Here is a 20,059-nt window from a genome sequence, read left to right as displayed (position 1 = left end):
CGTCGCCTTTCAGGACGTAGCCATGTCCCTTTATCGCCTGTTTCTCGCTATTGCTTTTGTACTATTGCCAATGGTCGCCCATGCCGGGGACGCCGAAGACTTTGTTGCGGCCAATCCGGTGCAGCAAGCCAAGCTGTTGGAAACCTGGGCCGCACAACCCGACCCGGCCCGCATCGAACTGATCAACGCCCTGCAACAAGGGCAACTGAGCGTCGACGGCGAAGTCAGGATCCTGCGCCTGAACAATCGTCTGCGGGGCTTGATCGACACCGCGCTAGCCAGTCATCAACTGCTCGCCGCTGACACCAAAGTGCGTTTGAGCGCCGCACAACAACTGCAAAAAAGCGCGAAACCAGCGCAACTGAAATTCCTCGACCAGCAACTGGCTGGCGAAAAAGACCCGAGCGTTCACGCCGCCCTGAGCCTGGCGCTGGCCAATCTGCAACTGGTGGACGCCGACCCGGCCGTGCGCCTCGCCGCAGTGCGCCTGCTGGGGGAAACCGGCGATCCGCTGGCCCGTACCCGCCTCGAAGGTTTGCTCCAACCCGGCGTCGAAGCCGACGCTACGGTGCACACAGCTGCCGAAACCAGCCTGGCGCAAGTCAAACGCAAACTGCTGATCGGAGAGCTCCTCGGCCAGGCCTTCAGTGGCATGTCGCTGGGCTCGATTCTGCTGCTGGCGGCCCTCGGTCTGGCGATCACTTTCGGCCTGCTTGGGGTGATCAACATGGCCCACGGCGAGATGCTGATGCTCGGGGCTTACTCCACGTACGTGGTGCAGTTGCTGTTCCAGCGCTTCGCCCCGCAAGCCATCGAGTTCTATCCGCTGATCGCTTTGCCGGTGGCATTTTTTGTCACCGCCGGCATCGGTATGGCGCTGGAGCGCACGGTGATTCGCCACCTTTACGGCCGACCGCTGGAAACCCTGCTCGCCACCTGGGGCATCAGCCTGATGTTGATACAACTGGTGCGTTTGTTGTTCGGTGCGCAGAACGTCGAAGTGGCGAACCCGGCCTGGCTCTCGGGCGGGATTCAGGTACTGCCTAATCTGGTGCTGCCATACAACCGCATCGTGATCATCGCGTTCGCGCTGTTTGTGGTGGTGCTGACGTGGCTGCTGCTGAACAAGACCCGCCTCGGTCTGAACGTGCGCGCAGTCACCCAGAACCGCAACATGGCCGCCTGCTGCGGCGTACCCACCGGGCGTGTCGACATGCTCGCCTTCGGCCTCGGTTCGGGCATCGCCGGGCTTGGCGGCGTGGCCCTGAGTCAGGTCGGCAACGTCGGCCCGGACCTCGGCCAGAGCTACATCATCGACTCGTTCCTGGTGGTGGTGCTCGGCGGCGTTGGCCAACTGGCTGGCAGCGTGCTCGCTGCGTTCGGCCTGGGGATCGCCAACAAGATTCTTGAACCACAAATCGGCGCCGTACTCGGCAAGATCCTGATCCTCGCGCTGATCATTCTGTTCATTCAGAAACGCCCGCAAGGACTCTTCGCACTCAAAGGACGGGTAATCGACTGATGAACCAGCCCCTGATGCTCACGGCCACGCAAAAGGCCGGCCCCAAAGTCACGATCGCAGTGGGCGCGGTGATTCTCGCGCTGTTGCTGGCGCTGCCGCTGCTGTCATTGCTGCCTGCCGACAGTGCATTTCACGTCTCGGCCTACACACTGACGCTGGCGGGCAAGATCCTTTGCTACGCCATCGTCGCCCTGGCGCTGGATCTGGTCTGGGGTTACGCCGGTTTGCTGTCCCTGGGTCATGGCCTGTTCTTCGCCCTCGGCGGCTATGCCATGGGCATGTACCTGATGCGCCAGGCATCGGGCGATGGCCTGCCGGCATTCATGACCTTCCTCTCGTGGACCGAACTGCCGTGGTACTGGACCGGTACCAGCAGCTTTATCTGGGCCATGTGCCTGGTGGTGCTGGCGCCGGGTTTGCTGGCGCTGGTGTTCGGCTTCTTCGCCTTCCGTTCGCGGATCAAGGGCGTGTACTTCTCGATCATGACCCAGGCCCTGACCTTCGCCGGGATGCTGCTGTTTTTTCGCAACGAGACCGGGTTTGGCGGCAATAACGGCTTCACCAATTTCTGCACGATCCTCGGCTTCGGCATCACTGAGCCGGGCACGCGCGCGGTGCTGTTCGTCGCCACGGTGCTGCTGTTGGTGGCCAGTCTGTTCATCGGTTGGCGCCTGGCACAAAGCAAGTTCGGCCGGGTACTGACAGCCCTGCGTGATGCGGAAAACCGCCTGATGTTCTGCGGCTACGACCCTCGCGGTTTCAAGCTGTTTGTCTGGGTCTTGAGCGCTGTGTTGTGCGGTCTGGCCGGTGCGCTGTACGTGCCGCAAGTCGGAATCATCAACCCCAGCGAAATGTCGCCGACCAACTCCATCGAAGCCGCCGTGTGGGTCGCACTCGGCGGGCGCGGCACGTTGATCGGGCCGCTGCTCGGCGCGGGTGTAGTCAATGGCATGAAGAGCTGGTTCACCGTGGCCTTTCCCGAATATTGGCTGTTTTTCCTCGGCGCGCTGTTCATCGTCGTGACCTTGTACCTGCCCAAAGGCGTGATCGGTTTGCTGAAAAAAAGAGGTGACCAATGAGAATCACTGCGACAGCAGAATTCATGCTTGAACCGGTCTTTTTTCCACCGGAGCCCAACAAGGACGCCGGCAGCAGCCGCGACGCCATCGGTCTGGGGCAACGTGTCGAAAAAGGCCTGAACACCCTCCACGGCACCATCCTCACACTTGAAGACATCAGCGTCAGTTTCGATGGTTTCAAGGCACTCAACGCGCTGAATCTGTACATCGGTGTCGGCGAATTGCGCTGCATCATCGGCCCCAACGGCGCTGGCAAAACCACGCTGATGGACGTGATCACCGGCAAGACCCGGCCCAGTCACGGCAACGCCTGGTTTGGTGAAACCCTGGACCTGACACGGATGAGCGAAGTGCAGATCGCCCAGGCCGGGATCGGCCGCAAGTTCCAGAAGCCGACAGTGTTCGAAGCCTTGAGCGTGTTTGAAAACCTAGAACTGGCGCAGAAAACCGACAAGTCGGTATGGGCCAGCCTACGGGCTCGTCTGAGTGGTGAACAAAAAGATCGCATCTGCGAGGTGCTCGAAACCATTCGCCTGACCACCTCGGTCAATCGCCCGGCCGGCCTGCTGTCGCACGGGCAGAAGCAATTTCTGGAGATCGGCATGTTGCTGATGCAGGACCCGCAACTGCTGTTGCTCGATGAACCGGTGGCGGGCATGACCGACGCCGAAACCGAATTCACCGCCGAGCTGTTCAAAAGCCTGGCCGGCAAGCATTCGCTGATGGTGGTGGAGCACGACATGGGCTTCGTCGGCTCGATTGCCGACCACGTCACGGTGCTGCACCAGGGCAGCGTGCTGGCCGAAGGGTCGCTTGCACAGGTGCAGGACAACGAGCGGGTGATCGAGGTGTATCTCGGTAGGTAATTTGTCCTTGTAGGAGCAAGGCTTGCCCGCGATAAGGTCCGCAGGACCTTCAATACGATCTGAGATTCTACGACTGCTTCGCAGCCGATCGCGGGCAAGCCTTGCTCCTACAGGGGACGGTGTGAACCACAAGGAATTTGAACATGTTGCACGTCGACAAGCTGCACCAGTACTACGGCGGTAGCCACATCCTGCGGGGCCTGAGCTTTGAGGTGAAAGTCGGTGAAGTCACCTGCCTGCTCGGACGCAACGGTGTCGGCAAGACGACCCTGCTCAAATGCCTGATGGGTCTGTTGCCAGCCAAGGAAGGCGCGGTGAATTGGGAAGGTAAACCGATCACCTCGTTCAAGCCGCATCAACGGGTTCATGCCGGCATCGCTTACGTGCCGCAAGGCCGGGAGATTTTCGGGCGGCTGACCGTGGAAGAAAACCTGCTGATGGGCCTGTCGCGCTTCCCGGGTTCCGAGGCCAGGGAAGTCCCGGCCTTCATCTATGAGCTGTTCCCGGTCTTGCTGCAAATGAAGCAACGCCGCGGTGGCGACTTGTCGGGCGGCCAGCAACAACAATTGGCCATCGGTCGCGCACTGGCCAGTCGGCCACGCTTGCTGATCCTCGACGAACCTACCGAAGGCATTCAACCGTCGGTGATCAAGGAGATTGGCGCGGTGATCAAAAAGCTCGCCGCACGAGGTGACATGGCGATCCTGCTGGTCGAGCAGTTCTACGACTTCGCCGCCGAGCTGGCCGATCAGTACCTGGTGATGTCCCGGGGCGAGATCGTCCAGCAAGGCCGCGGAGAAAATATGGAAGCCGAGGGTGTGCGCGGACTGGTTACGATCTAGTCTGTAGCGTCCTGACGATAATTAAAAATATATGACTGCTCTTGCGCAAAACGCACTGTTCACGCCCAGTTGGCACGCCGAGCTGGAGCTCGGCTACGCCCGCTTCGGCGACAGCACGCGCCCGGTCCTGCGTCGCCACAAAGGCCCGCTGCGGGTGCAAAAACACCTGTACGCCGAAGGCCCCGAGGTGTGCCAGCACATCATCGTCCACCCGCCCGGCGGCATTGCCGGTGGTGATCGGCTGGACATCACGGCCTGCGTCGGTGCCGACGCCTGGGCGCAGTTGACCAGCCCCGGTGCCGCCAAGTGGTATCGCGCCGCCGGGCCAGCCTATCAACGGCTCGACTTGAACGTCGCCGCCGGTGCCACGCTGGAGTGGCTGCCGCAGGAAACCATCGTGTTCAGCGCCGCTCAAGCTGAGCTCAGCACTTCGATTGAACTGCAAGGTGACGCCCGGCTGTTCTATTGGGACGTGGTGGCGCTGGGTCGCCCCGCCAGCGGCGAACGTTTCGAGCTCGGGCACTTTCAGTCAAAGCTGGAAATCCGCCGCGACGGCCAGTTGCTCTGGCACGAACGCCAGCGCATTGTCGGGAATGACGGCTTGCTTGATTCGCCGATAGGGCTGGATGGCCAGCCGGTGTTTGCGACGTTGCTGGTGACGGGTGAAATCGATAGCGATTTACTGGAGACCTGTCGCTCGCTGCCCAATGACGTGCGCGGGGATCTGACGCAACTGCCGGGGCTGTTAGTCGCCCGTTGCCTGGCCAGTGAAGCGCTGTTGGCGCGAGGCTGGCTGATTGATTTGTGGAAGTTGCTGCGCCCGGCCCTGCTCGGCCGTAAGGCTGTGCCGCCAAGAATATGGAGCACCTGAACACACATACCTGTAGGAGCAAGGCTTGCCCGCGATGGGGGCCGCGCGGTTCGACTGGAAGACCGCGTAATCGTTCATCGCGGGCAAGCCTTGCTCCTACAGATCGAGTGAATTTTTAACTGCCCAATACGGATTTTTAACGATGGACCTGACCCCACGCGAAAAAGACAAGCTGCTGATCTTCACCGCCGGCCTGGTCGCCGAGCGGCGTTTGGCCCGTGGCGTGAAACTCAATTACCCGGAAGCGATGGCCTACATCTCCGCGGCGCTGCTCGAAGGCGCGCGTGACGGCCAGACGGTCGCCGAACTGATGCACTACGGCACCACCCTGCTGAACCGCGAGCAAGTGATGGAAGGCATCCCGGAAATGATCCCGGAGATCCAGGTCGAGGCGACCTTTCCCGACGGCACCAAACTGGTCACCGTCCACCAACCCATCGTCTGAGGCTGCGCCATGACTTATCACATTCGTGATGCCGTATACGCCGACCTGCCGGCGATCCGCGACATCTACAACGACGCTGTCCTCAATACGACCGCGATCTGGAACGAACAGGCCGTCGACCTCGCTAACCGCCAGGCCTGGTTCAGCACCCGGCAATCCCAGGGCTACCCTGTGCTGGTGATTGTCGACGCCGACAACAGCGTGCTCGGTTATGCCTCATTCGGCGACTGGCGGCCGTTCGACGGTTTCCGCCATACCGTCGAACATTCGGTGTACGTGCGCAGCGATCAGCGCGGCAATGGCCTCGGCCCACAGCTGATGGACGTACTGATCGAACGCGCCAGGGACTGCAATAAACACGTGATGGTCGCCGCCATCGAAAGCGCTAACGCCGCCTCGATTCGCCTGCACGAACGGGTCGGTTTCATCACCACCGGGCACATGCCGCAAGTCGGTACCAAGTTCGGCCGTTGGCTCGACCTGACCTTCATGCAGCTGATCCTCAATCCGGGCGAGGAGCCGCCCGTCGCCAACAAGGAGTGATATGTCATGAACACTGCCCAACTGCGACGCGTGAACACCGAAAGCTTTGCGCACTACCGTCAGGGCTTGATCGATTTGCTGTTTGACGCCGTGCAGCACGGCGCCTCGATCGGCTTCATGGCCGACCTTGATGATGCCCAGGCCCGCGCCTACATCAACAGTGTCCAGGCCGGGCTCGAGGACGGCAGTCTGTTGCTGTGGGTAGTGGTTCACGATGAAAAGGTCCTGGCCAGCGTGCAACTGGCCCTGTGCCAGAAAGCCAACGGCCGCAATCGCGCCGAAGTGCAAAAGCTGCAGGTGCGCCATGACACGCGGCGACGCGGCCTGGCGCAACAACTGATGAATGCTGTGGAGCTTGCTGCGCGCCAGCACAAACGTGGCCTGCTGTACCTCGACACCGAAGCCGGCTCAGCGGCCGAAGCGTTCTATCAGTCCCTGGGCTACACCCGTGTCGGCGAGTTGCCCAACTACTGCCAAAGCCCGGACGGTCGCTACACCCCGACCGCCATCTACTACAAGACTCTGGGACAACCCGAATGATTCCTGGCGAATATCAGATCAAGCAAGGCGACATCGAGCTCAACGCTGGCCGTCGCACCCTGAGCCTGACCGTGGCCAACAGCGGTGACCGGCCGATTCAGGTCGGTTCGCACTACCACTTTTTCGAAACCAACGACGCCCTGACGTTCGACCGTGCCGCCAGCCGTGGCATGCGCCTGAACATCCCGGCCGGCACCGCCGTGCGCTTCGAACCGGGGCAGAGCCGCGAGGTCGAGCTGGTGGACCTGGCCGGGCATCGCCGGGTGTTCGGGTTCGCCGGCAGGATCATGGGCGACCTCGACTGAATCTGATCCCTGTGGCGAGGGGGCTTGCCCCCGTTCGAGTGCGAAGCGCTCGCACTCCGCGCTGACACGTTCGGTCTGGCACACCGCGACTGCAGGTTTTACGACCGCTACGCGGCCGGACGGGGCGGTGCGGCGTTCCGACAAGCCCCCTCGCCACAATAAATTTGTGCAAGGAACTGAAATGAAGATTTCCCGTCAAGCCTACGCCGACATGTTCGGCCCCACCGTCGGTGACAAGGTTCGCCTGGCCGACACCGAGCTGTGGATCGAAGTCGAAAAAGACTTCACCACCTACGGTGAAGAAGTGAAGTTCGGCGGCGGCAAAGTGATCCGCGATGGCCAGGGTCAGAGCCAGTTACTGGCCGCCGAAGTGGTCGACACGCTGATCACCAACGCGCTGATCATCGACCATTGGGGGATCGTCAAAGCCGACGTCGGCCTCAAGGATGGGCGCATTGCGGCGATCGGCAAGGCCGGTAACCCGGACGTCCAGCCGAACGTCACCATCGCGGTCGGCGCCAGCACCGAAGTGATCGCCGGCGAAGGGATGATCCTCACCGCGGGCGGTGTCGACACGCACATCCACTTCATCTGCCCGCAACAGATCGAAGAAGCATTGATGAGCGGCGTCACCACCATGATCGGCGGCGGTACGGGACCGGCGACGGGCACCAACGCCACCACCTGCACCTCCGGCCCTTGGCACTTGGCGCGGATGCTACAAGCGGCGGATGCCTTCCCGATGAACATCGGCCTCACGGGCAAGGGCAACGCCAGCCTGCCAGAGCCGCTGATCGAACAGGTCAAGGCCGGGGCTATCGGCCTCAAGCTGCACGAGGACTGGGGCACCACGCCGGCGAGCATCGACAACTGCCTGAACGTCGCCGACCAGTTCGACGTACAGGTGGCGATCCACACCGACACCCTCAACGAATCCGGCTTCGTCGAAACCACCCTCGCCGCGTTCAAGGGGCGGACCATCCACACTTACCACACTGAAGGTGCTGGTGGCGGCCACGCGCCGGACATCATCAAGGCCTGCGGTTTCGCCAACGTGCTGCCGAGCTCGACCAACCCGACCCGGCCATTCACCCGCAACACCATCGACGAACACCTCGACATGCTGATGGTCTGTCACCACCTGGACCCGAGCATTGCCGAGGACGTGGCCTTCGCCGAAAGCCGTATCCGCCGCGAGACGATTGCAGCCGAAGACATCCTTCACGACCTCGGCGCATTCTCGATGATCAGCTCCGACAGCCAGGCCATGGGCCGCGTCGGTGAAGTCATCACCCGCACCTGGCAGACCGCCGACAAGATGAAAAAACAGCGTGGCGCACTGGCAGGTGATGGCGAGGGCAACGACAACTTCCGCGTCAAACGCTACATCGCCAAGTACACCATCAACCCGGCTATCACTCACGGCATCAGCCATGAAGTGGGCTCGATCGAAGTGGGTAAATGGGCCGACCTGGTGCTCTGGCGCCCGACATTTTTCGGGGTCAAACCGACGCTGATCCTCAAGGGCGGCGCCATTGCGGCCAGTCTGATGGGTGACGCCAACGCCTCGATCCCGACGCCGCAACCGGTGCATTACCGCCCGATGTTTGCCAGCTACGGCGGCTCGCTACATGCCACCAGCCTGACGTTTATCAGCCAGGCTGCGCAGGAGGCAGGTCTGCCTGAGGCGCTGGGTTTAAAGAAGAAAATCGCAGTGGTCAAAGGGTGCCGCGAGGTACAGAAAACTGATCTGATCCACAACGATTACCTGCCGAAGATCGACGTCGATCCGCAGACCTATCAGGTCAAGGCTGACGGCGTACTGCTGTGGTGCGAACCGGCGGATGTGTTGCCGATGGCCCAGCGGTATTTTCTGTTTTGATTTCCAGTCAGGCATAAAAAACCCGGCACGAAGGGCGTCAATCTTCGTGCCGGGATGGCTGTAATGTCAGGTCAATCAGTTGCTCGGTTCAACCGTAAAGGGTATCTCCACCCTTTACAGCTTCGCCCGATCCATCGCCTGTTGGGTCAGGGTTTTGAGCAGTGTCTTCATTTCGTTATAGATCAAGTCCAGCTCGGCGGAATAGGCCTCGTGAGTCATGATCTGTCCTGGGGCAATCTCGCTTTCCGGTTTGCCCAGCTCTGCGGCGAGTACCCTCAGCTCCTCTTTCAGGCCGGCCTTTGCCTCAAGCGAAAGATCCTGTTCGGTCGCGCGCTTATCAAGCGCCATGAAAAACTCCGTCGTTGCATCGATTCGACGCCTGAACACCTTGAACGCGCGACGATTCGAGCCCTGGATGTAAGACGTCCAGAACGGCTGTTCACTGATTGAATCACGCAGCAAATCGCCGGCCTCCAGATCCAGTACCCGCCGATAGGCATCTTCGATCATCTCAGACGTGACGCCCGTGTACGTGCGGAACTGCAGATCACGGGATTGCCAGGGCAGATCCAGTCGCTCGGCCAGGTCCGTCATGTAGCCCAGATGTACCTGGACCTCATCGATGCTCCCCGTAACAACGCCATTGGCATCGATCACCATGTGTCGTTCACCGCCCGCCAGTCGTTTGGCGACCACTTGGTGGGCAATCCGGCTCAACTCATCCAGACGGGATTTGCCTCTGGCAAGCTGCACCAGTTCAGCCTCCACCAGGCCTGGACTCCCCAGCGCATAAGCTTCGTGGATCAGCACCTCCACACCCATTGAATTGAACAACTGGGCCCCGGCATCCACACAGTTGGTAGCCTCGTCCCTGCCGATGACAAAAAGGTTGCGCCGCAACTCACTGTCCTTGGACATCGCTTCCAGCATTCGCCAGACCTTGCTCGTCATGTCCACTCTGAATGCGTTGTCGTTCTGGAAATGGCTGGACTCGGTGAGCTTCCTGATCTTATTGAAAAAATGCACCGAGCCGAACTCATCCTCCACGCTGTTCCATATCTCCTGTTTGGCGACCCAATCTCGTCGCGTCAGGCCTGCCTCCCAATCAAGGCTGTCGCGCACACCACGAGGCGGATACGGACGATCGGGGTCCAGGCCGACGGACCTGATGTAGTTTCTGAGCGTGTTCAGAGTATCGGCCGACATCCACTGCCGTTCCCGGCTCACTACCGTCCGAGCCAACATCTCCGCCCCGACAGAGCCGGGCGTAGCCCTAGGGATGACCGTCAGTTCATTGCGCTGAAGATTCAAGTAAAAATGCCGGAATCGGGGTTGAGAAAACAATCCGTCCGGCCAGGTATCAATACCCGTCTCACCCAGCAATACCGTATGCAGCAGGCGCATGCCGCCGATATCCGGCACTCGACCCAACGGGTTTCCCTGAAGATCCAGACTTTGAAGCCGGGTAAGCCATCTCAAATACGTAGCGCCCTGCGCATCCAGCACTATCCGGTTATCGCCGAGGAACAACTCCGTCAGCCCTACCATTCGTCCCACCGAAGGAGGAAATTGCGTGAGCCGGTTGCGGGTGAGATTCAGCGAACGCAGGCGCGGAAAATGATCAAGAAAGGTGACGTGTGCGTCGGTCATCTCAGTGCCCAGCAAGTTCAGGCTGGTCACGTGCTGAAAATCGGCGTCCAGAGGGGGCATGGTCCCCAAGTGCCGCCCCATGGGCATATTGCTGAGGTCAAGCACTGCTCCCTGCAGAATCTCGTAAGAGTCCACATGCCTGGGCCCGGTTTGCTGCCAGCACTGACGAATGGCCTTGTAAAGTGAGTTTCTTGACTGCCATTCGGCAACGCCGGCAGGGCTGAACCTGTACGCTTCGGTCGGCGAATTCAGCCAGCGCTGGAAGTTGGTATTGAGGCGGTTGAATTCCGCTTCCAGCGCACTGGCCCGCAGCTCCGGGTCAGCCTCGTCGCCGGCACCGTCCAGATAAGCCTGGGCTTGCTCCTCCGTCCAGCCCGGCCGCACGCTCCTGACGCGTTCCTGCAACGTCAGGCGTCCGGTGAGCCGTCGAATGCCTTGAGGAAGAGGCATTCCACCGAGCAGCTTCATCGTCTCGGGATCATAGGCAGGCTTGCGCAGTGGGCTGTCCGCCAGCATCGGGCGCAGCTGGTCACGCGCCAAGGGTGCATTTTGAACGGTGTGCTTGAGTGTCGCGCCTTGATTGATTTCAAAACCCAGTGCTTTGCGTTCAGCGTCAGGCAGGGCATGCAATACCGAAGAAAACAGGTCATCCGCGCCGTGCAGATGGTTGTCCTCGGCATCCCGCACTTCATAACCGTTCTCCGTGCTGACCAGGACTTTGCGCAGATCCGCTTCTTCTGGGCCAATGCTGTCGCGCAGACGGCCAGTGAAAGAATGCTCGCGAATCTCGATGCGCACCTCCTGCGGCCAGTTCGGCAAGCTTTCCAGGCTATGCAGTGCCAGTTTTTCCGTATCCGGCGCCTGCAGTGAATCAAGGAACAGCCCTTCATAGGCACGCGCCAGACGCACCTCCAGCGAGGCGGCGCGCGCCTGCTGCCTGAGGTGCAAGCCAATACGCTTTTGCTCGGCCAGCACTCGCAAGTCAGCCGGATCAGCGGCGCTCAGTAGCTCCTCTGCCATGTTGGCGGGCAATTGCGTGAAGGTGTCCTGAAGCGTCCTGGCGTCGGCAATGTTTGACTGGGCGTTCTCAGGCAGTTTCCCCGTTTCCGCCCACACCTTGAACCGGTTGAGGGTGTCGACCAGCAACGCGGGCGGCGCTTCGTTTTCGACATGCAGCCGACGCAACACATCTTCTTCGATACCACTGGCGATACGGATGCGTTCAAGCATTGCATCATCGAACGCTTCTGACTTCGCCCCCAGCCCACGCATGAGCTCGGCCGAGGTCCACTCGACAGGGCGGTCGAGTTCGGTGTGCCAGGTACCGGCGCCATCGTGGTCAAGCTTTGGCTGGTAAGCTGCGGGCCGGTCCGGATGCTGCATCCTTGGCTCGCCGGTCAGTGGATCGTCCTGCACCGCGAAGTATTTGCCGTCGCGCGGCAGCAACTCCTTATCGCCGTGCGCGTGAAGGCCTCGCTCGTTGGGCGTCGAGTCGGAACTCAAACTGACTTGATGCTCATACGGGCTCAAGTCCGGGTTCCAGAGGCGGGTCTTGCCGTCAGCGAGTACGACCGGCTTCAATTGGTCGACAAATGCCGAAGGCTTGATCGCGGTCGCTGCGCCCGTCGGCAACACATGCCCTGCTCCCATGATTGCCAGCTGGGCCGCATTGATCAGGACGCCGGTCAACAATGCCGCCGCTTCGTCCTTGTCGCCCTTGCTCCAGTCTTCGATGCCCTCCATGGTTTCAAGCAGCATTTGCCCGATCATGACGCCCAGCATGGCCTCCCCCAGGCCCGGCACCAGCATCGCGCCGAAGTTGAACACGTTCCAGCCGATGCTTACGTAGCTGCTCAATCGCGCCCAACGGGCGTTGGCATCTTCATCGCCAGTGGGAACGGCAATGTGCCGCGAATCCGCGATGGCCTTATCGCACCGCCATCGGCCGAGCGCCGGCCAGAGCAAACCGTCAATCACGTTGGTGACCGGCTCGGCATCGGGGTTCTCCACCGCAGTCTCTCGCCACCACGGCCCCATGCTCAACGGTTCGCGCTGTTGCCAGGTGAAGGTGCTAAAGCGCTCTTTGACGCGAGTGAAAAACTGTCCTTTGTCTTTTTGCGGTACGAAGCGGCTGAAAAATTGTTGGTAGTCCGAGGAGCGCAACTGGCTCGTCAGCTCCTTCATGAAATCGGTGAAGGATTTATATTCCTTGAGAGGATGCTCAGGATCGTCGGGCACATAAGCGATCAAGGCACCGTCGAGCCGACTTTGATTATCGATATCTTCGCGGCGCAGCATCTCATCGACGGCACCGCTGGGACCGTTGGCAAAAAAGGCTTTGAGAAACTTGAACTGGTCAAATTCCTGCCCGGGCAAAATGAGCAGTTTGCGTGCCCAATCCATCATTATTCGTTGATGTGTCGGCTCCAGGGCGTCGTAAATCTTATTGATTTTCGTTGGATCTGCCACGGCACTGAACAACACGATACCCGACAGTTTCACGCCCATAAGGGACAGTCGATGAGACTGTAACGGGCGCTTGCCCATCGTGATGTTTGTCTGGTTGTCCCGCAGTTGCTGCAACTTGCCGTACGCATAAGAAGTGATATCGCCCTTCAAATATGCAATCAGCGCCGACTCATTGAACGCAGCTTTTTCGGTCCCGATGAAGTGTTGCTCAAGTGAGGCCTTTGCACCTGCCGCCGCAGGGGCCAGCAACCCTGTGATGTGCCGCTGATACTGCGCACCGAGATCCAGCTCCCGACAAAGGCTCGCAAAACTTTCGATGGTCAACGAATGACGTTGCAGCTCACCTTCGGCATCGGTGGTGAAAATTCCCGAGCCATCGCGAAAGGCGCCGGCACGGGTTTCAGCGTCCTCAAAGTTATGCAGCGCAGCCTCCAGCAACGTTGACTCCCTGAGCCGGCTGGCATTGTTGTCGATGCCAAACCCCAGCAGGGCGGGCACGTAAAGCCGAACCGTCGTGGCCCGCACATCCAGTTCCAGGCTCAGCTTTTCTTGCAGGGCCTGAATGAGCAAGGGCTCCGCGAACTCGTTGATGTCCTTTTTCAGATCACCCAGCGTGTCATCCAGATTGCCTTGCAATCGCCAGCGCTCGTTGCCGAGTTCCTTGAGGTATTGACGGTCAATGGCGCTTGCCTTGACGTACCACTCAGGGAAATCGACTGCCTGGGTTGCCGTCGCTACACGTTTAGACAGCGTAGGGCTTTTTATAAGCGCTGGAACGTTGGTTGCCAGGTAACTCAAATACCGATTGTCGCCTGCCGGATTATTGGCAGAAATATCCGACACAGATCCTTCTGATGATTCATTCATTTTCGCAACTGTCCCTGTGCGTTCATAAGAACGACCAGCTTATTCAATACCCCAGATAACAAAAGATTAAATAACTGCTGTAAAACCAGCATAAACGTCCAATAACATTCAACTTCAAAACCTGAAAAACAATTAAATACCACCCTGACAACCGCAGTGGCTGATCCTGCTCGTCAACGGTAGTTTTGACCCGGTCTTAAAGGCGCTAAAATGCGAGACCGTCAAGCGCTTACTGCGTGGAGCCTTCGACCATGCGTCTATCCGAATTCATCGTGACTCACGTCGAGCGTATCGTCGACGAATGGGAGCTGTTCGCCCGAACCATCGCCCCCGACCCTGATTCCATGGATCGGACGCTCCTGCGCGACCACGCCACATTGATCCTGCTGGCCGCTTCCCGCGACATGAAGACCGCCCAGACCGGCCTCGAACAAGCGGCCAAGGCCAGGGGCGAAGGCCCGGAAAAAACACCAAGCCTGGACAAGGCCGCGGCCAGTCATGGCGAGCTTCGGCATAACGTGGGGTTTGATCTGGTGCAGATGACCTCTGAGTTCCGGCATTTGCGGGCCAGCGTGATTCGCCTGTGGGTCAACAGCCTGGAGTCGCCGGACGTGGTGTACATGCAGGACATGATCCGTTTCAACGAAGCCATCGACGAAGCCCTGGCCGAGTCCACCGCAGCGTACGCCGAGCAGGTCAATCGTTCACGGGACATCTTCCTGGCCATTCTGGGCCATGATCTGCGCACCCCCTTGCAGGCTGTGAACATGTCCACCGAGATGCTGCTACGCAAGGCCAAACTGGACAGCGACGCCCAGACCTATGTGACAAGCATCAAGAGCAGTGCCCGGCACATGGCGGCGATGGTCAGCGACTTGCTGGAGCTGGTACGTAGCCGGCTGGGCAGCAGCCTGCCGATCGAACCGGCACCGATGGACCTGGCCGCCGCCGCAAAAGCTGCGCTGGACGAAGCCGGCGCCGGGCAGCCGGACTGCAACTCACAACTGATCGTCGAAGGCGACACCCATGGTATCTGGGACCGCACGCGCCTCAGCCAACTGCTGCAAAACCTTGTCGGTAATGCCTTGCAGCACGGGGCCAATCGACACCCAGTGACGCTGAGAATCATTGGAGAAAAAGATCAGGTGACGCTGACCATGCACAACCATGGCGAGCCGATTCCCGCCGAGGCACTGCCGACGATATTCGACCCACTGGTGCGCAGCGCCAGCGAAGAACTCACCGGCCCCTCTACCAGTCTTGGGCTCGGTTTGTTCATCGTCAAACAGGTGGTGGACGCCCACCAAGGCACGATCGAAGTCAGCTCCAGCGAGGCCGAGGGCACGACGTTCAGCGTAGTGTTGCCGAGAGTGTCGCGGGTGGTTTTGTAGTGGTGGACGTGAGTGAAGACCACGACTGTGGCGAGGGAGCTTGCTCCCGCTCGGCCGCGAAGCGGTCGTAATCCAGCAATCGCTTTCCATCTGAATACTCGCGGCGGCCGATATTAGGGTCGCTACGCCCGAACGCGGACCGACCCGCGGGAGCAAGCTCCCTCGCCACAGAAGCCCCCTCGCCACAGGTTCGGGGCTTGTCCCCTAACCAGGCTGCTACGAAAAGGGGCTATTCGACGACTAACCGCCCCAATCGCTGCCTGAGCATGCGATTCTCGGCGCGTAGTTGCTGCACTTCTTCAAGCAGGTCGAGCGCCAAGGCGACGCCTTCCCATTCCAGATCCAGGTCACGCCGTAACTTGGCGGCACGCTTGGCGACCGCCAGTTCATAGTCGTTGAAACGCCAATCCTTGGGCTGCGCGCCCTGAGGTTCGAGGATGCCGTGTTCGACGATTTCGATCACGTAGACGTCCGGTAAATCGGTCGCCTCACAGAATTCTGCCATGTCCAGTTGAACGATCAGGGGGTTGCTCATGATTGGCTACTCCTTCTCTTGACTCAAAAATGCTCCCGCGGATTGAAAGCGGCTTTCTTCGCCAGCTCCTGCCACAACGCCTTGACGTCATCGTCGATATGTTTGGGCATTACCGCCTTGAGCTGCACGAACAGGTAACCGCGCTGCCCGGCCTTGTTCAGCAGGCCGTGGCCTTTGGCGCGCATGCGCTGGCCGTTCTGGCTGCCGGCTGGAACTTTCAGGTTGATCTTGCCGGTCAGGGTCGGCACCGCGACCTCTGCACCCAGCGCCAGCTCCCACGGGGCCAGCGGCAAGGTGATGATCAGGTTTTCACCTTCAACGTCGTATTTCGGGTGCGGCGCAAAACGAATGGTCAGGTACAGGTCGCCATTGGCGCCGCCACCGACACCCGGTGCGCCCTGGCCCTTGAGTCGAATGCGCTCACCATCGGTGACACCCGCCGGAATCTTCACGTTCAGGCTTTTGCTGGTATTGCTGACGTGCTGGCCGGCCGCGTTGTACTGAGGCACCTGGAAGCTGACCTTCTTCGATTCGGTCGACAGGGTTTCTTCCAGAAAAACCGGTAATTCCATTTCCACGTCTTGCCCTCGACGACCGGCACTGCGACCAGACTGTCCACCCCCGAAACCCGGGCCACGGTTACCAAAAATCGAACTGAAGAAGTCCGAAAAATCGCCACTGTCCTGACCGCCGCCAAAACCACCCGCACCACCACGCCCCTGCCAACCCGGCGGGCCCTGGAACGGTTGTCCGTGCTGGCCGTATTTGCGCAAGTCGTCGTATTCGGCGCGCTTGTCGGCGCTTTTCAACGCTTCATAGGCTTCCGAGACATCCTTGAACTTGGCCTCGGCGTCCTTTTCCTTGCTGACGTCAGGGTGGTATTTGCGCGCCAGCTTGCGATAGGCGGCCTTGATCGCCTTATCGTCAGCGGTCGGCTCCACACCGAGAATCTTGTAATAGTCTTTGAAGTCCATCGAGGGAATCACCATCCGTTATCGATATCGCGCAGCCAGGCACAGCATGCACTGATTGGCTGCCGCAGGCTTGACCGATCTCAAGAATCTGATCGGGCAGCACATCTGAAGTTTATCGGCAGCCGGGGCGGATCACTTGATCACAGGGTGGCTGCCACGCCATGTCCGTATGTTTGGGGAACAAGGATAGTCTTTCAAGTGAGCGATGACCTTGAATTTAGCGGATAGTCGGCCTTCGATTCTGCGCCGCTCTGACATACACTGCGCGGCCGTTTTTTAACCGGAACCTGAAAGACATGAAAAACGCATCTCCAGCCCGTGCCTGCGGTATCGACTTTGGCACGTCCAACTCCACTGTCGGCTGGCTGCGCCCTGGCATGGAAACGCTGATCGCGCTGGAGGACGACAAAATCACCCTGCCGTCGGTGGTCTTCTTCAACATGGAAGAACGCCGCCCGGTGTATGGCCGGCTGGCGCTGCACGAGTACCTGGAAGGCTACGAAGGCCGCTTGATGCGCTCGCTCAAAAGCCTGCTGGGCTCCAAGCTGATCAAGCACGACACCAGCGTCCTGGGCACGGCAATGCCGTTCAAGGACCTGCTCGGGCTGTTCATCGGCCAGCTGAAGAAGCGTGCCGAGACCGCCGCCGGTCGAGAATTCGAAGAAGTGGTGCTGGGGCGTCCGGTATTTTTCGTCGATGACGATGAAATGGCCGACCAGGAAGCCGAAAACACCCTGGTGGACGTAGCCCGCGCCATCGGTTTCAAGGACGTCTCGTTCCAGTACGAACCGATTGCCGCAGCGTTCGACTACGAGTCGACCATCGAAAAGGAAGAGCTGGTGCTGATCGTCGACATCGGCGGGGGTACGTCGGACTTCTCCCTGGTGCGCCTGTCGCCTGAGCGACGCGGCCACGACAACCGTCACGACGACATCCTCGCCACCGGCGGCGTGCACATCGGCGGGACCGATTTCGACAAGCAACTGAGCCTGCAGGGCCTGATGCCGTTGTTCGGCTACGGCAGCCGGATGAAAAGTGGCGCCTACATGCCCACCAGCCACCACATGAACCTGGCGACCTGGCACACCATCAACTCGGTGTACTCGCAGAAATCGACCCTGGCGTTGGGCAGCATGCGCTACGACATCGAAGACACCAGCGGTATCGATCGCCTGTTCAAGCTGATCGACCAGCGCGCCGGGCACTGGCTGGCAATGGAAGTGGAAGAAACCAAGATCCAGCTGACCCATGCCGACAGTCGCCACGTGCCGCTGGACCGGATCGAACCGGGTTTGAGTGTCGAATTGAGCCGGGCGCTATTCGAATCGGCCATCGATAACCTGCTGGAACGGGTGCGCAACAGCGTGACCCAATTGCTCAACGATGCCAATGTGCGCGTCGACCAGGTGGATACGGTGTTCTTTACCGGTGGTTCGAGCGGGATTCCGGCGCTGCGTAACAGCGTATCGGCGATGCTGCCGAACGCGCAGCATGTTGAAGGGAATATCTTCGGCAGCATCGGCAGCGGCCTGGCGATCGAGGCGATGAAGCGTTACGGCACCCTGGCCTGACGCAACCCCTGTGGCGAGGGAGCTTGCTCCCGCTGGACTGCGTAGCAGTCCCCTCTTTTTCGGGATAAGGGGCCGCTTCGCGGCCCAGCGGGAGCAAGCTCCCTCGCCACAAGTAGATCATCTCAGGATCAAACCATCCCGATCAGCTTCAACTCGCTCTTCAGGTACGCGTAATAAATCGGCCCTGCCACCACCCCCGGCAGGCCGAACGCGGCTTCGAACACCAGCATTGCCAGCAGCAACTCCCAGGACTTGGCACTGATCTGCCCGCCGACGATCCGCGCGTTGAGGAAGTATTCCAGCTTGTGGATAAAGATCAGATAACCCAGCGCCGCCACCGCAACCCAGATCGACAACGACAAGCCGACGATGGTGATCAGCGTGTTGGACATCAGGTTGCCGATCACCGGCAGCAAGCCCAGCAGGAAGGTCAGCACGATCAGGGTTTTGGTCAACGGCAGCTTGATCCCGAACAGCGGCAGGATCACTGCCAGGAAGATCCCGGTAAAAAAAGTGTTGAGCAGGGAAATCTTGATCTGCGCAAAGACGATATTGCGAAACGCTTGAACCAGCAGGTGCAAACGGTCGAACAGTGCTGCCGCCAGGGGTTTGCGTTGGGTCAGGTCAGGGATGCGCTGCAAGGCGATGATCGCCCCCAGCACCATGCCGATCAGCAACGTGACGAACATGTGCGCGGCGTCTTTGCCGACCAGTTGCAGGTCGCTCAGGTGTTTGCTCAGCCACTCGCCGATGGCCACGCGAAATTCAGCGGCGCTGGCGGGCAGGTAAGCGTCGATGAATGGCGGTAACTGGCCACGCGCCTTGTCGACCACCAGCATGAATTTGTCCAGGGAAGCCCCGGGGTTTTCCGCTTCATGCAGCAGAAAACTGATAGCACCGGCAAAAATCAGCGCCAGTACGCTGACCACCAGCGTGCCAAGCAAGGCCACGGCCAGCCAGCGTGCACGCCGTCCTTCGATCAGTCGTTGCAACTGCGGGGTGAGCATGTTGACCAGTTCGAACACCAGTAACCCGGCCAGCAGACTGGGCAACAGTCGCAGCGGTATCACCAGCAACAGCCCACCAAAAATGATCACCCAACTGACCAACAGCAACACGTGACGCTGAGAAAACGTTGGCATACAGCCTCAAAACAAACGGCGTTAAAGGATTGGCAGTCTGCCAGCCTTCCGACATTGAAGCGAGCGGATGACTTCAGCACCCGTAGGAGCAAGGCTTGCTCGCGATGAACGATGACGCGGTCTGTCAGTTCCACCGCGGTGCCCCTATCGCGGGCAAGCCTTGCTCCTACAGAGGGGCACGGGGAGCGCAGCTTATTTTTTCTTCAGGCAATCGCTCATGAAGGTTTTGCGCGCATCACCTTTAAGCGCCTGTGCGGTAGCGGTGGCGTTGCAGGTTTTCATCTTCTCTTGTTGAGGGGTCATGGGTTTGGCCGCCTCTGCTGCCGGCGCGGCTTTCAGGCAGGTACTCATAAAGGCTTTGCGCTCATCACCCTTGAGGGCTTTCGCGGTGGCGTCGGCATTGCAGGTGGCCATTTTGTTCTGTTGTGCCGTGGCGGCAAAGCCTTGGGAACAGAGCAGCAGACCGATCATCAACAAAGGGATACGCAGCATCTTCATGGAGTTTTCTCCTTGTTACCGCGCCGATGGGCGCGGCCTCGAACGGAGTGTAGACAAATGCCGTTAC

Annotated in this window: 17 protein-coding genes; 12 read left to right on the top strand and 5 right to left on the bottom strand. The window is 59.9% G+C overall.

Annotated elements, in window-relative coordinates; genetic code table 11:
• Positions 1 to 22: 22 nt before the first annotated feature.
• The 10 genes from urtB (at position 23) to ureC (ending at position 8,895) form a co-directional block, all read left to right on the top strand.
• Positions 23 to 1,522 (top strand): urea ABC transporter permease subunit UrtB, encoded by a 1,500-nt coding sequence (gene urtB / locus AO353_RS13540; RefSeq protein WP_054595418.1) that lies wholly within the window; start codon positions 23 to 25, stop codon positions 1,520 to 1,522.
• On the top strand, positions 1,522 to 2,601 hold the full coding sequence (gene urtC / locus AO353_RS13535) for an urea ABC transporter permease subunit UrtC (RefSeq protein WP_054595417.1): 1,080 nt from the start codon (positions 1,522 to 1,524) through the stop codon (positions 2,599 to 2,601). The genes urtB and urtC overlap by 1 nt, the downstream gene beginning before the upstream one ends.
• Positions 2,598 to 3,467, top strand: a complete 870-nt coding sequence (urtD, locus tag AO353_RS13530; protein ID WP_054595416.1) for an urea ABC transporter ATP-binding protein UrtD — start codon at positions 2,598 to 2,600, stop codon at positions 3,465 to 3,467. The genes urtC and urtD overlap by 4 nt, the downstream gene beginning before the upstream one ends.
• 143 nt (positions 3,468 to 3,610) lie before the next feature.
• The gene (gene urtE / locus AO353_RS13525) at positions 3,611 to 4,309 is read left to right on the top strand and encodes an urea ABC transporter ATP-binding subunit UrtE (protein WP_054595415.1); all 699 of its coding nucleotides are present in this window, start codon (positions 3,611 to 3,613) and stop codon (positions 4,307 to 4,309) included.
• Positions 4,310 to 4,340: 31 nt separating this feature from the next.
• The gene (locus AO353_RS13520) at positions 4,341 to 5,180 is read left to right on the top strand and encodes an urease accessory protein UreD (protein WP_054595414.1); all 840 of its coding nucleotides are present in this window, start codon (positions 4,341 to 4,343) and stop codon (positions 5,178 to 5,180) included.
• A gap of 142 nt (positions 5,181 to 5,322) precedes the next feature.
• Positions 5,323 to 5,625 (top strand): urease subunit gamma, encoded by a 303-nt coding sequence (gene ureA / locus AO353_RS13515; protein ID WP_019693787.1) that lies wholly within the window; start codon positions 5,323 to 5,325, stop codon positions 5,623 to 5,625.
• 9 nt (positions 5,626 to 5,634) lie between these two features.
• Positions 5,635 to 6,168, top strand: a complete 534-nt coding sequence (locus AO353_RS13510; protein WP_054595413.1) for a GNAT family N-acetyltransferase — start codon at positions 5,635 to 5,637, stop codon at positions 6,166 to 6,168.
• 6 nt (positions 6,169 to 6,174) lie between these two features.
• Positions 6,175 to 6,708, top strand: coding sequence for a GNAT family N-acetyltransferase (locus tag AO353_RS13505; protein WP_054595412.1), 534 nt, complete (start codon positions 6,175 to 6,177; stop codon positions 6,706 to 6,708).
• Positions 6,705 to 7,013 (top strand): urease subunit beta, encoded by a 309-nt coding sequence (locus AO353_RS13500; RefSeq protein ID WP_019693790.1) that lies wholly within the window; start codon positions 6,705 to 6,707, stop codon positions 7,011 to 7,013. Before AO353_RS13505 ends, AO353_RS13500 begins: the two co-directional genes overlap by 4 nt.
• 181 nt (positions 7,014 to 7,194) lie before the next feature.
• A complete protein-coding gene (gene ureC / locus AO353_RS13495) occupies positions 7,195 to 8,895 on the top strand; it encodes an urease subunit alpha (RefSeq protein ID WP_054595411.1) in 1,701 nt (566 codons plus the stop codon).
• A 114-nt stretch (positions 8,896 to 9,009) separates the two neighbouring features.
• On the opposite strand, the gene AO353_RS13490 is transcribed toward ureC, so the two are convergent.
• Positions 9,010 to 13,881 carry a dermonecrotic toxin domain-containing protein gene (locus AO353_RS13490; protein WP_054595410.1) on the bottom strand — a complete coding sequence of 1,624 codons (4,872 nt, stop codon included), beginning with the start codon at positions 13,879 to 13,881 and terminating at the stop codon, positions 9,010 to 9,012.
• A 251-nt stretch (positions 13,882 to 14,132) separates the two neighbouring features.
• On the opposite strand from AO353_RS13490, the gene AO353_RS13485 reads away from it, so the two are divergent.
• Positions 14,133 to 15,272, top strand: coding sequence for a sensor histidine kinase (locus AO353_RS13485; protein WP_054595409.1), 1,140 nt, complete (start codon positions 14,133 to 14,135; stop codon positions 15,270 to 15,272).
• 229 nt (positions 15,273 to 15,501) lie between these two features.
• Here the strand turns inward: AO353_RS13485 and AO353_RS13480 are convergent, their stop codons facing one another.
• Together AO353_RS13480 and AO353_RS13475 are read right to left on the bottom strand one after the other, a co-directional pair.
• Entirely contained in the window at positions 15,502 to 15,807 is a 306-nt protein-coding gene (locus tag AO353_RS13480) for a chaperone modulator CbpM (RefSeq protein WP_054595408.1), read from the bottom strand.
• A 23-nt stretch (positions 15,808 to 15,830) separates the two neighbouring features.
• On the bottom strand, positions 15,831 to 16,781 hold the full coding sequence (locus tag AO353_RS13475; protein ID WP_054598224.1) for a DnaJ C-terminal domain-containing protein: 951 nt from the start codon (positions 16,779 to 16,781) through the stop codon (positions 15,831 to 15,833).
• A 296-nt stretch (positions 16,782 to 17,077) separates the two neighbouring features.
• Between AO353_RS13475 and AO353_RS13470 the strand changes: the two genes are divergently transcribed.
• Positions 17,078 to 18,352 carry an Hsp70 family protein gene (locus AO353_RS13470; RefSeq protein ID WP_054595407.1) on the top strand — a complete coding sequence of 425 codons (1,275 nt, stop codon included), beginning with the start codon at positions 17,078 to 17,080 and terminating at the stop codon, positions 18,350 to 18,352.
• A 128-nt stretch (positions 18,353 to 18,480) separates the two neighbouring features.
• Here AO353_RS13470 and AO353_RS13465 read toward each other — a convergent pair whose 3' ends face one another.
• Together AO353_RS13465 and AO353_RS13460 are read right to left on the bottom strand one after the other, a co-directional pair.
• Positions 18,481 to 19,494, bottom strand: coding sequence for an AI-2E family transporter (locus AO353_RS13465; protein ID WP_054595406.1), 1,014 nt, complete (start codon positions 19,492 to 19,494; stop codon positions 18,481 to 18,483).
• Between the two features lie 192 nt (positions 19,495 to 19,686).
• Positions 19,687 to 19,992 carry a PsiF family protein gene (locus AO353_RS13460; protein WP_019693799.1) on the bottom strand — a complete coding sequence of 102 codons (306 nt, stop codon included), beginning with the start codon at positions 19,990 to 19,992 and terminating at the stop codon, positions 19,687 to 19,689.
• Between the last annotated feature and the right edge of the window lie 67 nt (positions 19,993 to 20,059).

This window comes from Pseudomonas fluorescens (assembly GCF_001307155.1).
Taxonomy (GTDB): Bacteria; Pseudomonadota; Gammaproteobacteria; order Pseudomonadales; family Pseudomonadaceae; genus Aquipseudomonas; species Aquipseudomonas helvetica.
The sequence above is the reverse complement of the archived record's forward strand: the minus strand, read 5'-3'. Positions and strand labels throughout refer to the sequence as shown.

Coding starts and splice junctions, on each gene's coding strand:
- ureA (WP_019693787.1), top strand. CDS start 5,323: ATGGACCTGACCCCACGCGAAAAAGACAAGCTGCTGATCTTCACCGCC.
- AO353_RS13480 (WP_054595408.1), bottom strand. CDS start 15,807: ATGAGCAACCCCCTGATCGTTCAACTGGACATGGCAGAATTCTGTGAG.
- AO353_RS13475 (WP_054598224.1), bottom strand. CDS start 16,781: ATGGACTTCAAAGACTATTACAAGATTCTCGGTGTGGAGCCGACCGCT.
- AO353_RS13520 (WP_054595414.1), top strand. CDS start 4,341: ATGACTGCTCTTGCGCAAAACGCACTGTTCACGCCCAGTTGGCACGCC.
- AO353_RS13510 (WP_054595413.1), top strand. CDS start 5,635: ATGACTTATCACATTCGTGATGCCGTATACGCCGACCTGCCGGCGATC.
- AO353_RS13470 (WP_054595407.1), top strand. CDS start 17,078: ATGAAAAACGCATCTCCAGCCCGTGCCTGCGGTATCGACTTTGGCACG.
- AO353_RS13485 (WP_054595409.1), top strand. CDS start 14,133: ATGCGTCTATCCGAATTCATCGTGACTCACGTCGAGCGTATCGTCGAC.
- ureC (WP_054595411.1), top strand. CDS start 7,195: ATGAAGATTTCCCGTCAAGCCTACGCCGACATGTTCGGCCCCACCGTC.
- AO353_RS13505 (WP_054595412.1), top strand. CDS start 6,175: ATGAACACTGCCCAACTGCGACGCGTGAACACCGAAAGCTTTGCGCAC.
- AO353_RS13465 (WP_054595406.1), bottom strand. CDS start 19,494: ATGCCAACGTTTTCTCAGCGTCACGTGTTGCTGTTGGTCAGTTGGGTG.
- AO353_RS13490 (WP_054595410.1), bottom strand. CDS start 13,881: ATGAATGAATCATCAGAAGGATCTGTGTCGGATATTTCTGCCAATAAT.
- urtD (WP_054595416.1), top strand. CDS start 2,598: ATGAGAATCACTGCGACAGCAGAATTCATGCTTGAACCGGTCTTTTTT.
- urtB (WP_054595418.1), top strand. CDS start 23: ATGTCCCTTTATCGCCTGTTTCTCGCTATTGCTTTTGTACTATTGCCA.
- urtC (WP_054595417.1), top strand. CDS start 1,522: ATGAACCAGCCCCTGATGCTCACGGCCACGCAAAAGGCCGGCCCCAAA.
- AO353_RS13460 (WP_019693799.1), bottom strand. CDS start 19,992: ATGAAGATGCTGCGTATCCCTTTGTTGATGATCGGTCTGCTGCTCTGT.
- AO353_RS13500 (WP_019693790.1), top strand. CDS start 6,705: ATGATTCCTGGCGAATATCAGATCAAGCAAGGCGACATCGAGCTCAAC.
- urtE (WP_054595415.1), top strand. CDS start 3,611: ATGTTGCACGTCGACAAGCTGCACCAGTACTACGGCGGTAGCCACATC.